This is a genomic window from Rhodoplanes sp. Z2-YC6860, from assembly GCF_001579845.1.
In the GTDB taxonomy this organism is placed as follows: domain Bacteria; phylum Pseudomonadota; class Alphaproteobacteria; order Rhizobiales; family Xanthobacteraceae; genus Z2-YC6860.
Window position 1 is genome coordinate 7,038,784 of sequence record NZ_CP007440.1, and the last position, 13,444, is coordinate 7,052,227.

The 13,444-nt window shown below is 62.6% G+C and carries 9 protein-coding genes; 7 read left to right on the plus strand and 2 right to left on the minus strand.

Going from position 1 to position 13,444, the window contains the following annotated elements:
* Positions 1-26 precede the first annotated feature (26 nt).
* Positions 27-1,844 (plus strand): glucan ABC transporter ATP-binding protein/ permease, encoded by a 1,818-nt coding sequence (locus tag RHPLAN_RS32865; protein ID WP_068027645.1) that lies wholly within the window; start codon positions 27-29, stop codon positions 1,842-1,844.
* 103 nt (positions 1,845-1,947) lie between these two features.
* Here RHPLAN_RS32865 and RHPLAN_RS32870 read toward each other — a convergent pair whose 3' ends face one another.
* Entirely contained in the window at positions 1,948-3,084 is a 1,137-nt protein-coding gene (locus tag RHPLAN_RS32870) for an alkaline phosphatase family protein (RefSeq protein WP_084246063.1), read from the minus strand.
* A gap of 167 nt (positions 3,085-3,251) precedes the next feature.
* Here RHPLAN_RS32870 and RHPLAN_RS32875 point away from each other — a divergent pair, with 167 nt between their 5' ends.
* From RHPLAN_RS32875 to RHPLAN_RS32895, 5 genes are all read left to right on the plus strand, one after another.
* Positions 3,252-4,184, plus strand: coding sequence for a D-2-hydroxyacid dehydrogenase (locus tag RHPLAN_RS32875; RefSeq protein ID WP_068027651.1), 933 nt, complete (start codon positions 3,252-3,254; stop codon positions 4,182-4,184).
* Between the two features lie 114 nt (positions 4,185-4,298).
* Positions 4,299-5,393, plus strand: a complete 1,095-nt coding sequence (locus RHPLAN_RS32880) for an amidohydrolase family protein (protein ID WP_084246065.1) — start codon at positions 4,299-4,301, stop codon at positions 5,391-5,393.
* Between the two features lie 157 nt (positions 5,394-5,550).
* Entirely contained in the window at positions 5,551-6,093 is a 543-nt protein-coding gene (locus RHPLAN_RS32885) for a MarR family winged helix-turn-helix transcriptional regulator (RefSeq protein ID WP_068027654.1), read from the plus strand.
* A complete protein-coding gene (locus RHPLAN_RS32890; protein ID WP_068027657.1) occupies positions 6,093-7,124 on the plus strand; it encodes an LLM class flavin-dependent oxidoreductase in 1,032 nt (343 codons plus the stop codon). The genes RHPLAN_RS32885 and RHPLAN_RS32890 overlap by 1 nt, the downstream gene beginning before the upstream one ends.
* Positions 7,125-7,333: 209 nt before the next feature.
* Positions 7,334-9,661 carry a hypothetical protein gene (locus RHPLAN_RS32895; protein WP_157100638.1) on the plus strand — a complete coding sequence of 776 codons (2,328 nt, stop codon included), beginning with the start codon at positions 7,334-7,336 and terminating at the stop codon, positions 9,659-9,661.
* Between the two features lie 770 nt (positions 9,662-10,431).
* Here the strand turns inward: RHPLAN_RS32895 and RHPLAN_RS32900 are convergent.
* Positions 10,432-11,598: an acetyl-CoA acetyltransferase gene (locus RHPLAN_RS32900; RefSeq protein WP_068027662.1), complete on the minus strand. Its 1,167-nt coding sequence runs from the start codon at positions 11,596-11,598 to the stop codon at positions 10,432-10,434.
* Positions 11,599-11,858: 260 nt separating this feature from the next.
* Here RHPLAN_RS32900 and RHPLAN_RS38765 point away from each other — a divergent pair, with 260 nt between their 5' ends.
* Positions 11,859-13,355: a D-alanyl-D-alanine carboxypeptidase family protein gene (locus RHPLAN_RS38765; protein WP_084246697.1), complete on the plus strand. Its 1,497-nt coding sequence runs from the start codon at positions 11,859-11,861 to the stop codon at positions 13,353-13,355.
* Positions 13,356-13,444 lie beyond the last annotated feature (89 nt).

Below are 13,444 nucleotides of genomic sequence, written 5' to 3' on the forward strand. Positions count from 1 at the left end.
AACAATTACAAAACAAGCATATCACGATGAATTTTGTTCGTTTGTACACGCGCGTTCTGGAAATGCTCGGAGACGAGTCCCGCCTCGCCTGGACTCTAGGGATCGCCAACCTGTCGCTGGCTGCGGCCCAGTTTGCGGAACCCATCCTGTTCGGCCGTATCGTCGACGCGCTTTCCGGCGCACAGAACCGGAATGTGGCGCCGGCCTGGACCGATGTCGTCACGCTGCTCGGCGCCTGGGTCGCCTTCGGCCTGTTCGCCATCGTCTGCGGCGCGCTGGTCGCGCTGCATGCCGACCGCCTCTCGCACCGCCAGCGCCACGTGGTGATGAGCCGGTATTTCGAACACATTCTGCAGCTCCCGATGAGCTTCCACGGCACCATTCACTCGGGCCGGATGCTCAAGATCATGCTGTCGGGCACCGACGCCATGTGGTGGCTGTGGCTCGGTTTCTTTCGCGAGCATCTCGCCGCCTTCGTGTCACTGGTGATCCTGCTGCCGCTGTCGCTGTTCCTAAACTGGCGGCTCGCTTTGCTGCTGATCCTGCTCTGCATCGTGTTCGCCGCGCTGACGGTGCTGGTGGTGCGCCGCGCCGAGGAAGGCCAGAGCGCCGCCGAGCGCCACTATGGCGAACTCGCCGAACGCGCATCCGACACGCTCGGCAACGTCGCACTGGTGCAGAGCTTTGCCCGGGTCGAGCTTGAGGTCTCAGGCATCAAGGACATCGTCAACCGGCTGCTCAGCGCCCAGCTGCCGGTGCTGTCGTGGTGGGCGATCGGCGCTGTGCTGACGCGCGCCTCGACCACGCTCACGGTGCTTTCGATCTTTGTGGTCGGCATCTGGCTAAACATTCATGGCCTGACCACCGTGGGTGAGATCGTCACCTTCACGAGCTTTGCCGGTCTGGTGATCAACCGCCTGGAATTCGCCGTGAGCTTCGCCAACCGCCTGGTGCAGGACGCGCCGCGGCTGAAAGAGTTCTTCGAGGTCGCCGACACCGTGCCAGCCGTGCGCGACCGGCCCGACGCGGTCGATCCCGGCCGGGTCCGCGGCCTGGTCGAATTCTCCGACGTGTCGTTTTCCTACGACGGCAAGCGCCCCGCGGTCAGCGATCTCGGCTTCACGGCACTGCCCGGCGAGATCATCGCGCTGGTCGGTCCCACCGGCGCCGGCAAAACGACCGCTCTGGCGCTGCTGCATCGCGTATTCGATCCGCAGTCCGGCACCATCAAGCTGGACGGCATGGACATCCGCGGGCTGAAGCTCGAGGGGCTTCGCCGCAACATCGGCGTGGTGTTCCAGGAGGTGCTGCTGTTCAACCGCTCGATTGCCGAGAACTTGCGAGTCGGCAAGCCGGACGCCACCGACGAGGAGATCCGCGTCGCGGCCGAGCGCGCGCAGGCGCTGGAGTTCATCCGGAGCCACGCCCAGGGCTTCGAGGCGCCGGTCGGCGAGCGGGGCCGCATGCTGTCGGGCGGCGAGCGTCAGCGGCTGTCGATCGCGCGCGCACTTCTGAAGAACCCGCCGATTCTCATTCTCGACGAAGCGACCAGCGCGCTCGACGCCACCACCGAGGTGAAGGTGTGGACCGCGCTCGACGAGCTGATGCGCGACCGCACCACCTTCGTGATCGCGCACCGCCTTTCCACCGTCCGCAACGCCACCCGCATCCTGGTGTTCGAGCACGGCCGCGTCGTCGAGAGCGGCACCTATGACGAACTCCTGCGCCGCGGCGGCGCCTTCACCGAGCTCGCCCGCGCCCAGTTCCTGATCGCCGATGACACAGGCGCTGCGCCTGCGGCCGATGCGGCGGCGCCGGTCGCCGCCGAAGACGCCGCGCAGTAATCGCCTCGGTCGGCGCCCGACATCGCTTAGTCAAGACAACAAAGGGGCATGCACCGGAGTGCATGCCCCTTCGCCTTGAAAGATTACGCCTCGTGATCAAAGGCTACTTGATTGTGCCCTGCGCGAACAGATCCGACAGGTTGGTCGCCGTCGCCGCGGCACCCAGGAAGGGGTAGCCGTGCGGGGGATCGACGTGGAAGATTTCCTGCATCGTGCGCAGCGTCGAGGAGTGCGAATACTGGATCGTGTTCGAGTACGGCACCCCCTTCACGTTCGGGTGCGCGGACTTCGAAATGACCATGAAGGGAATTTTGCGGCTGGAATCGTCTCCGCCCTCGCTCTCATCCCACCACACCAGGATTGCGCCATGGTCCTGATAGGCGTCCGAGGCCATGATCAAAGGTATCGTGCGGGCCAGGAAATTGTCTCCCGTCGCGATCGCAGATTGATCACCCGTGTATGATCCGAAGCCGGTGGACAGCGACGAGTGCGCGTCGTTGAACTGGTTCGGCGTGATCCAGGTGTAGTCGGCGACGTTATTGCTCGCCAGATCGAGCGCCAGCTGCTGCAGCGGCGGATAATTCAGCCGCATCGGGTTCGAGGTTGTTTTATCGCAGCCACCGGCGGTGTCGGTGAAGAACACCATCGGGTTGTGCTTGGCCGCGTAGTTGAACTGCTTCGAATAGTTGTACGCATTGGTTCCAGGAGCGGTGTAGCTGCCACTCGTGCTGAACAGCGGAACGGTCCACTGACTCTGTGGCAGCGGCGTGTTGGTGGCGTCCACATTGATGTCTTCCTGATACGACCGCCACGACTTCCGGGCCGTCGTCAGATAGGTGCTCAGGTGCTGAGTGGTCGACTGGACGGTGTCGGGGGTGCAGTCGGCGTGGTAGGGATTGTCGTCGTTAGCCACGCCGAAATTGGTGCCCGCTTCGGACCAGATGTAGTTGGGCTCCGACGGGTGATCACCCACGGCAGCGTTGATATAGCCATTCGCAAAGGCGACCTGGCTGCTGATGCCGGAGGTGCCATTCACCAGGCTGTTCATGAAAGGCGCAGCCGGATTCTGAAAGATCTGTCCGGGGCTGGTTTGCGTGCTCGGCTGCGTCCAATTGTGGTTCTCCATCGCGATCACGAACACCTTCTTGATGGTGTCCGCATGCGCGGGGAAACTGCCCAGACCCACGGCTCCGGCGAGCGCCAACGCACTCACCGTCCATCGAAATTTTGAATGAAGCATGGTCTTCCATCCTGGTTGGCACCGTTGTTCGGTGCAGTCGCGCCCCGGACGAGAAGATTGCGAGTCCATGTTACGTTGCGTTGTCATAGAAATTACGCTGCGATGTCATCGCAACAAAATGAAACTAATTTTCCGCACAGAGAAAAATCCGGGTTGGGGGAATAAAAATGGAAGTTCTGGTTTTCGAGAACGGAAGCCACATCAACGCCGCGGCGTTACGTCGTGAGTTCCCCGACCTGAAAATCCACGACACCGCCGATACCGCCGAAGCCTTGCGCCTGGGCGGGAATGCCGAGGTGCTTGTCGCATTGGCGCATCACGTCTCGGACGATCTTCTGACCGCGATGCCGAAGCTGCGCTGGATTGCGGCGCTGACGACCGGCACCGATCACCTGAACGGCCTCAAGCATCTGCGGAAGAACGTGCTCGTGACCAATGGACGCGGCATCCACGGCCCGCAGATGTCCGAGCTTGCGATCATGAACATGATCGCGTTGTCGCGCCGCTTGCCGCAGATGCAGCGCAATCAAGCCGCGGCGAAGTGGGAGCGCTGGCCTCAGCCGGTGCTGCAGGAAAAGACCGTGGTGATCATCGGCGTGGGCCAGATCGGCGAGTGCTTGGCCGACCGCTGCCGGGCGTTCGGCATGAAGATCGTCGGCGTCAGCGACGCGCGGCCCAAAATTCCCGGCTTCGACAAGGTGTTTCCACGAACGAAGCTCAAGGACGCCGCCGCGCTCGCCGACTTCCTCGTGGTGCTCGTGCCTCTCACCGCCGAGACGCAGCACATGATCAGCGATGACGTCCTCGCGGCGATGAAGCCTTCGTCGTTCATCATCAACATCGCGCGCGGCGACGTGATCGACGAGGCAGCGCTGATCCGCCGCCTTCAGGACGGCCGCATCGCTGGCGCCGGCCTCGACGTGTTCGCCGAGGAGCCGCCGGCACCCGACAACCCGCTCTGGTCGATGCCCAACGTGATCATGACGCCGCGCATCGGCGGCATGAGCGATCGCTATCCCGAGCAGGCCTTTCCGCTGATGGTGCACAATCTCCGCGCCTTCGCCGACGGGCGGCTCAAGGACATGCGGAACGTGGTCTGAACCGTCACCTCTTCATTCGGCCCGATTGCCTAACATCCTGCGACGGGACAGGATGCCACGATAATTGACGCCGGCTGGCATCGCATGAGCCGGCTTTGAATTGGGAGGACTGCCATGAACCGCCGCGACTTCATCTACGCCGCATCTGCCGGCGCTGCATCGACAACGATCCCATCGCAGACATTTGCGCAGGCCAATCGCGAAAACACGAGCGAGGCGCCAAAGCCGAAGTCGAAACTCCGGACCATCACCCTCGAAGAACACTTCATCACGCCCGGATTCATTTCCGGGCCGGGCAAGGGCTTTGTTGAAGGACTCCAGCGACGTGGCCCTCCCGGCGTGAAAATTTTTCAGCAGCTTCAGGACGTCGGCGATGGACGGTTGGCGGAGATGGACGCCGCCGGCATCGACATGCAGGTGCTTTCGCTGAATTCTCCCGGCGTCGAGCAGGCTGAAGCGTCCGATCAGGTCGTATTGTCCCGCGACACGAACGATTTTCTCGCCGATGTGGTGAAGAGGAATCCAAAGCGCTTCGCGGGCTTCGTCTGCCTGCCGGTCGCGGCTCCTGATCAAGCCGCCGAGGAGTTGGACCGCCGGATCAAGCAGGGCTTCAAGGGCACGCTCATCAACGGCCACAGCCGCGGCCGCTATCTCGACGACAAGTTCTTTTCGCCGATCCTGGAGCGCGCCGAGGCCCTCAATGTGCCGATCTACCTGCACCCGACGGTGCCGACGAAACCCGTCGTCGATGCGCTGTACGGCGGCTTTTCGCCGCCGGTGAGCGCCTCGTTCGCGTCGGCCGGCTGGGGCTGGCACATCGAAACCGGCGTGCATCTCATCCGTATGATCCTCGGCGGGGTGTTCGACCGTTATCCGAAACTGCAAGTCGTGATCGGGCACCTCGGCGAGGGCGTTCCCTTCATGCTGCCGAGGCTCAACAGAAATATGCCGCCGGAGATGACCAAGCTGCAGCGTCCGCTGGCCGCGTATCTTCGCGAAAACGTCCACTACACGTTCGCGGGCTTCAATTTCCCGGCGACGTTCCTCGATCTGCTGCTCGAGGTCGGCGCCGAGCGGATCATGTTCTCGGTCGACCACCCGTTCGGATCGATGGTGGAAGCGCGCACGTTCCTGGACAACATTCCGATCACCCAGACCGATCGCGAACGCATCGCGCACGGCAATGCGGAGCGGCTGTTCAAGATTTAGCGGCCCGTCTGCCTGACGCTGGAAAATACGGCGCGACTCGACGACCGCCCGGTCCCGCATTCGGACCGGGCGGTCGCGCTTTTGGCATCATTAGTTTGGACTCAAACCATTTGACCTCAAACTATATGCTGGTAGGCTTCGAACCCGGGAGGCCTCGATGCTGCGGCGATCATCGGCAGGGACAAAACAGCGGACGGCTGCGAAATCGCATGCTCCTGCGCCGGTCAAACTGGGCTGGCTCGGCGGCACCGTCGGCTTCTATCTGCGCACCGCGCAGGAGGCCGCCTTCCAGGCCTATTCGCGAAAGGCGAACGGCGCGGACGCGCGGCCGTGGCGTTTTGCGGTGCTGTCGCTGATCGGCGCCAATTCCGGGCTCACCCAGGGCGAGCTTGCGGCGGCGTTACGCCGCAACACGTCGAGCCTGACGCCCGTGCTCGACGATCTCTGCCGGCAGGGATACGTGACCAGAGAGCGGCTCGAAAGCGACCGCAGGACTTACGCGCTGAAGCTCACGCCGAAAGGCAAGGCTGCGGAAGCCAAGCTGCTCGCGGCCGCGATGGCCCACGAACGCGACATCGACCGGATCGTCGGCGCCCATCGCGCGCAGTTCGTCCGCATTCTGAAAGGTCTCGCCTCCGCGCTCACGCAGGAGGGCTCGCTGAAATTACAGGCGTCACCGCGCAACAGGACGGGCGATTGATGATCAAGCCATGGGTCTTCGAGTTCTTTCCGGAGCTGGGTGGCGAGGATCGCGATCCCGATCCGCAGGACGTGGCAGCGTATTTTACGCGCTATCTCGATTTGTGGGCGCGCGACGAGGCGCTGGGATTCGAAGGCATCTTCTTCAGCGAGCACCACTTCGGCGGATCGTTCTCCGCCTCGCCAAACCTTCTGATCGCGAGCGTTGCCGCGCGGACGCGCAAGCTTCGCCTCGGGGTCATGGGCGTGGTGGTACCGTACTATCATCCCGCGCGCGTGATCGAGGAAATGGGGCTGCTGGATTATCTCACCGGCGGCCGTCTCGAACTCGGCACCGCGGTCGGCGTGCCGCAGGAGCTGGCGCGTCTTGGTCTGACCATGGATGAGGCGCGCGAGCGCAGCAACGAGATCACCGACGCGATCGATGCGGCGCTCAGCCAGCGAGTCATTTCACACCAGGGGAAGCATTTTTCGTTTTCCAACCTGCGACTCCTGCCTCGAACGTTCCAGCGGCCGTCGCCGCCGCGATGGACTGCGGTGGTGAGTCCCGACTCCGCCCGGCGGGCCGCGCGCCGCGGCTTGAAGATTTCGACCGGTTTCAACTCCGTCGCGACGATCAAGGCGATCTTCGACGCCTACCGCGACGAAGCCAAGGCCGCAGGCTTGTCCGCCGGACCCGATTGCCTGGCGCTGCGCCGGCGCGTGACGATCGGCGCGACAACCGATCAGGCCCGGACTTGCGCCACCGCGGTGGCGGCGCGCCTGCAGTCCTATGTGGCCCAGGATTCCAGGGTCACACAGCACGTTCCGGACAGCCCGGCAAAATCCGGCAGCTTCGCGGTCAGCGACGATGAATTCATCACAGGAACGCCGAAGCAGGCCGCGTCCCAGATCGTCGAACAGTGCCGGGCCATCGGCGCCGGACATTTTCTGACAGTGCTGAACTGGGGCGCCCCGATCGATGAAGTGGAACAGGCGCACGAAACGTTCGGCCAAGAGGCGATCCCGCTGTTGCGCGCCGCCGGCGTTTGATCCCGATCGGGGACTGCCAGCACCGGCACCCGAAGATTTTTGGGTGCAATTACAGCTTTCGCCTCACCATTCGCCGTTGCGGCGCTGTCGGGCCTTTATCTTGGTCAGAGCTTGGCGCATTTTTCTTACCTGATCCAAGACCGGCACGACTTTCAATGAACCACGCTCGGGGAATGAATTTACGAGGCTTCGGCCAAACGACGCAGGCCGTGAGCATCTTTATCATTTCATTTCTCTTTTTCTTACGCTTGGCGAGACCGTTCGACTTTGGATTCATGCGTTCGGGCTTGGATCCATCTTGGGTGGCCGTTTCCACATGGGCGCGGGAATCCGGGTTGGCCTTCGGCTCCGATTTCGTGTTCACGGCGGGCCCGCTATCCAATTTTTACACTCGCTATTTTTCTTCTGCGCTGTCGATTCCCTTTGTTTTGCTATGGCTTCTTTTTGTTTCCATTGCCGCGCTCGTCCTTGCGAGGCTCCTTCTCATTGGTAAAGCGGGCTGGGGTCATTGGGCGCTCGCGCTCGCAAGCATCCTTTTGCTGAGTACGGTTGCATTCTTGGATTTCAATAGTTTGATGTTTTTCGTCTGCCTGCTGTTGGCGGTCAGTACGTTCCAGGCCCCGCGATCGAGATCGATTGAAATCCTGTTGCCATTCGTGATGGCGGCGCTTTCACTCGCAAAATTCTCGGTGTTCCCGCTTGCCGTCGTTTCCGTGGTGCTCAGCGATTTGATGCGGGTGTCCTCCCGGCAGGCCCCGTGTTCCACAATCGTTTTTGGTCTGAGTATCGTTGGGCTGTTTCTTTCGACCGGCGGGACACTGACCGGGCTGGTCGCGTTTCTCATCTCCTATACGGAAGTGGCCGCAGGCTACACGGTGGCGATGGCCTTGAACGGCAGATTTGCCGAGGTTGCCGTGTGGGCGACGATCGCCTTGTTGTTTGTCGGCGGCGCGGCCGTCGAAGGAAAACGAACTTGGTCCGCACCCTTTGCACTTCTTTTGGCTGTGTTGGGCTTCTACCTTTTTATATGCATGAAGGCCGGTTTCGTTCGTCACGATGGGCACGGGCAGATCGCGTGGTCGGGCCTTTCCCTGGCCGCAATGATCTGGGCTGTTCGTTCTGCCGGATATGGCCATGCCCTTTGGGCTTTGCTGAACGTCGCATTTGCGATTGGCTCCGCCGATTTGGGGCACCGGTACTACGTCGATCAGAACAGATCGTATGTCGCTCCCCCGGCTGCGGTTCTGGCACAGGTGTTGACACAGGCGAACGCCGGGCTCGAGTTGATCCGGTCACCGGCCGCATGGTTGAGTGCGCGGCAGGCGCGCCAAGCCAGCGCAGTCGAAGCCGTGAAGGCGGCGAAACCGTTGCCCGCGCTCGCAGGCACTGTCGATATCCTTCCATCGGCCCAAGCCGAGGTCATCGCGAACGGATTGAACTATCGTCCGCGCCCCACCGTACAGGAATACAACACCTATTCTCAGCCTCTGATTGCGCGCAACCGCGCCTTCTTCAGCGGCGATCGAGCGCCGGATTATTTTCTGTTCCAACCAGGCTCCATTGATGGACGACATCCGGCTTCGGCCGAAGGACCGCTCTGGCCATTGTTTCTGACGCGGTATGAAACCTCGGATTGGACACAGGACTATTTGCTGCTCAAACGCCGCGACGTCGCGCTTCAATCGATCTTGAATGACAGCGTGGATATCCAGGGCAGTTTCGAAGAAGCGGTTGCGTTTCCTCGGCGCGGACAGCCGGAATTTGTGTCGATCGACGTACGGCCGAATTTGATAGGCCGTCTGGCCGCGATTTTGTTGAAGCTACCCGAACTGAATTTGGAACTTACTTTTTCGGACGGAGCGCAAAGCCGCTATCGTCTGATCCCGGACATTCATCGCGAAGGTGTGCTTCTCTCGCCGACAGTGAACAGTGTCGCGGACTACGCCAACCTGGCGAACGGCATATTGGCTGATTTTCCGCCAAGTTCGTGGCCTGTTGCCATTCGTGTGACCGGCTCCGCGGGCTATTCATATTTCTATGATCGTTCGATTCGATTTCGTTTTGCCTCGCTTGACCTCGAACCTCTGAGACGGGCGGCGACCGGAACCCGCTTTCTGGACAGCCTGAACGATCGAATGGAAGATCTGCGTGCCGCCAAGTCCCGGCTGAAACCCAACCCTCCTTATCTTGTTGATTCACCGGAAGGCATCTTCGCGCATGCGCCTTCTGAGATCGCGGTTGCGACGGAGGGGGCTACCCGGGTGCGGCTTGGATTCGGGATTCGCGCGGGGGCCTATGACAGCGGAGACACCGACGGCGTATGCTTCAGTGTGAGGCTGCCAGGCGCCGGCGGTGTTCTCTTCGAGCGATGTCTTGATCCAAAGACGACAGCAAAGGATCGCGGCATCGTCGAAGCCACGGTGGACTTGCCGGCCGGCACGAATGAGGTCATCGCCGCAACCAGTTGCCGGTCGAATTGCAATTGGGACTGGTCATTCTGGACCAGAATTCGCCCGGAACCATCGACCACACCTTGAGCGGCCGAATTGACCGCTCGATGCATGAAGGCGACCGCAGCCACCGTTGTGATCGGAAGGCGCGGATTGTCTCTGCCGTTGACGCACGAAAATGTTCATGTTATGTGTTGGCTTGCCTTGCTCGTTGAGGGCGTCGACTAGGGACGTCTATTTGGCGGAGCAGGGTGTGGCGCCTGCAGACGTGGCCCGTAACCACGTCCCAGGGTGCGATGCCATCGTCCGTCCCCGATGAGGGGGCCGCCTTCAGTGGCAGGGCGCGATCGGGTGAAGGGCCAAGGCAACGCGGCCTTAGGTGAAGGGTTCGTCCCGCACCGTCCGATCGAATCTCGAACGGCGGTATCGCAATAAATCGCCGCGGTGGAGCGCCGGAAGGCGCGCCTGCCCTCGCAAGGGCGGGCGGGGTGCCTTCGCAAGGTGCCCCAGTGAGACCTGCGCCGTTTCGGCGCTCCGCCTCCCTCAGGGAGGCATGAAAGAAACCGGGCCAGGCCCGGAAAACCGACAGGGAAATCTGGCGATCCGCGCGATCCATCGCGTGGAGCCGAGGACGCATGTCTGCATGACAACAAAATATGCAAAGTGCGTGACGTTCTCTCCACACGGTCATTCCGGGGCGCGCCCATCAGCGCGTTTACGCGCGTCTTCGACGCGCTATGGGCGCGAACCCGGAATCCAGACAAGCAGGCGTTTTCTCCAGAACTGGATTCCGGATCGCCGCTTCGCGGCAGCCGGAATGACGACGGAGTTTGCCGATGCAACGTCGGATGAACGAGCTACTTGATCCGCTCCAGCACGCTCACGTAATTCGCCACGGCCGCGCCGCCCATGTTGAAAATGCCGGCGAGCTTGGCGTCGCGCACCTGGATGTCGCCCGCCGTGCCCGTCAACTGCATGGCGCAGAGCGCATGCATCGACACCCCTGTCGCGCCGATCGGATGGCCCTTGGCTTTCAATCCGCCCGACGGATTGACCGGCAGCTTGCCGCCCTTCTGGGTCCAGCCTTCCTTGATGGCGCGCGCGCCCTGCCCTTCCGGCACAAGGCCCATCGCTTCGTATTCGATCAGCTCGGCAACCGTGAAGCAGTCGTGTGTCTCGACCAGCGACAGATCGTCGAGCGTGATGCCGGCATCCTTCAGTGCGCGCTGCCAGGCAAGCGTACAGCCTTCGAACTTCAGGATGTCGCGCTTCGACATCGGCAGGAAGTCCTGCACGTGCGCCGTGGCACGAAACGCCACCGCCTTCTTCAGCTGCAGCGCGGTCTCGACATCGGCCAGCACCACGGCGGCCGCGCCGTCGGACACCAGCGAACAGTCGGTGCGCTTCAACGGCCCCGCGACAAACGGGTTCTTGTCGCTCACGGTGCGGCAGAAGTCGTAACCGAGATCCTTGCGCAGCTGCGCGTAAGGATTGCCGACGCCGTTCTTGTGGTTCTTCGCGGCAATCATCGCCAGCGCGTCGGACTGATCGCCCCAGCGTTGGAAATAGAGTCCCGCAATTTTGCCGAAAATGCCGGCGAAGCCGCCTTCGATGTCGGCCTCCTCGCGCACGTAGGACGCTTTCAACAGGTTTTTGCCGATCTCAGGACCGGGCGTCGTGGTCATCTGTTCGACGCCGACCACAAGGACGATGCGTGCCGACTTGGCGGCAAGCGACCGCAAGCCAAGATGAACGGCGGCTGAACCGGTGGCGCAGGCATTCTCCACGCGCAAGGCACGCTTGAAACGCAGATCGGGCGACGCCTGCAGCACCAGCGAGGCTGTGAAATCCTGCGCCGAGAACCCCGCGTTAAAATGGCCGAGCACGATCTCGTCCACATCTTTTGCTTCGATCCCGGCGTCCTTGAGCGCGCCATTGGCGGCCTTGACCACCAGGCTTTCGACGGTTTCGCCATCGAGTCTGCCGAACGGCGTATGCGCCCAACCCACGATGCAGCCGGTCATGACGGTCTCCTGTGCCGAATTTTGGTCGCTTTCCTTTGGAAATGGAATTTACCACGCTTCGGACTGGTTCAAGCCCGGTTCCACGATAAACCATGAACCCGGGTCCAGCGCGACAAGACTGTGCGCTTTTCCTGACGCCTTTTCCTGACGCTTGGCCTGTGGTTTAGATAGTGGAACTATCGGGTGATCCCACATTCGTTTCGAGGCCGGACAACAGAACGGACCCGCCAGTGAAATTCGTGTCGTCGAAGCGCCCCTTGATGTTCGTCGCGGCTCTCGCCCTCACCAGCACGACCCTGGCCGGCGCGGCGCAGGCCTCGTCGCCGACCGAGGCCGCACTGCTGATCGAAGCTGACACCGGCAAGGTGCTGTACGCAGAGAACGCCGGCGTGCCGTGGTATCCGGCCTCGCTGTCCAAGCTGATGACGATGTATGTCGTGCTGCAGGCGGTGAAGAACAAGCGCATCACCCTCGACAACCTCTACACTGTTTCGGCCCGTGCCGCCTCGCAGGCGCCGTCGAAGATGGGCTTCAAGCCCGGCACCCAGCTCACCGTCGACAACGCGCTGAAGATGCTGATGGTCAAGTCGGCCAACGACATGGCCGTGGTGCTCGCCGAAGGCACCTCCGGCTCCGTCGAGGCCTTCGCGTCCGAGATGATCCAGACCAGCCGCAACCTCGGCATGACGCAGTCGCATTGGGTCAATCCGAACGGCCTGCCGGCCGACGAGCAGATCACCTCGGCGCGCGACCTCGGCATTCTCGCCCGCGCGCTGATCCACGATTTTCCGGAATACGACATGTACTGGCACATTCCGGCGATTCAGTTGGGCAAAAAGGTGATGCGCAACTACAACACGCTGATCGGCCGCTATGACGGCGCCGACGGCATGAAGACCGGCTTCATCTGCGCATCGGGCTTCAACCTGGTCGCGTCGGCGACGCGCAACAACAAGCGGCTGATCGCAGTCGTGCTCGGCGCCAAGTCCTCGCCTTATCGCGGCGCCAAGGCCGCAGGGCTCCTGGAGCGCGGCTTCAACCGCGGCGCGCTGTCCTGGCTCACGCCGTCGCTCGGCACCGTGGAGCAGATCAAGACCGTCGACATGTCGCCACCGGACCTGCGCGATGAGATGTGCGGGCCGCACCGCAAGCGGCCAGCCGCCGAAGAGGCCGACGACGAGACCAGCGAAGATCCGCAGATGACGCTGTCCAATCTGCCCGCGAGCAGCGGCAAGGCCTCCACGCTTCTCAAGGAGCGGCCGGGCGCCGTACAGACCATCGCGGTGTTCCTCGGTGCCGCCAAGAAGGCCGCCGAGACCCAGTTCGCCGAAGCGCGGACCAAGCTCTCGAAGCTCGCGAAGGGCAAGGGCGGCAAGACCGAGGCCATGATCCGCGATCCGCACACCGCGCCACTGCCGGACGATCCGGCGGCCGCGACGATTGCCTCGACCGCGCCGGCTGCGGCCCCGGCCGCAAAGCCGCAAGTGTTGCCGGCTCAAACCGCTGCATCTGCGCCGGCCGCCCGGCCGATTTCGGGCGAGATCTACAATCCGATGATGGCGTTTGCGCCAGCCGCCGCCAAAAACGAACCGGCCCCGCTCACCGCCACGCCGGACGCCCGGACCACGGTCGACGTGCCGCTGCCGCGGCCACGGCCGAAGCTTGCGATCGCTGCCGCGGCTAAGCGCGCTGCTGTCGCGCCGCATGCCGCACCTGGCACGGCCACTGCGGCCGCACCCACCCCGGTCCGCCGCTGACGCGATCACTTTTGTCGCAGTGTGCAGCGCACACGGCATGGCCCGGTTCGGTTGAGGGTTGCGCAACCCTTTGGTGCTAGTACATCCGC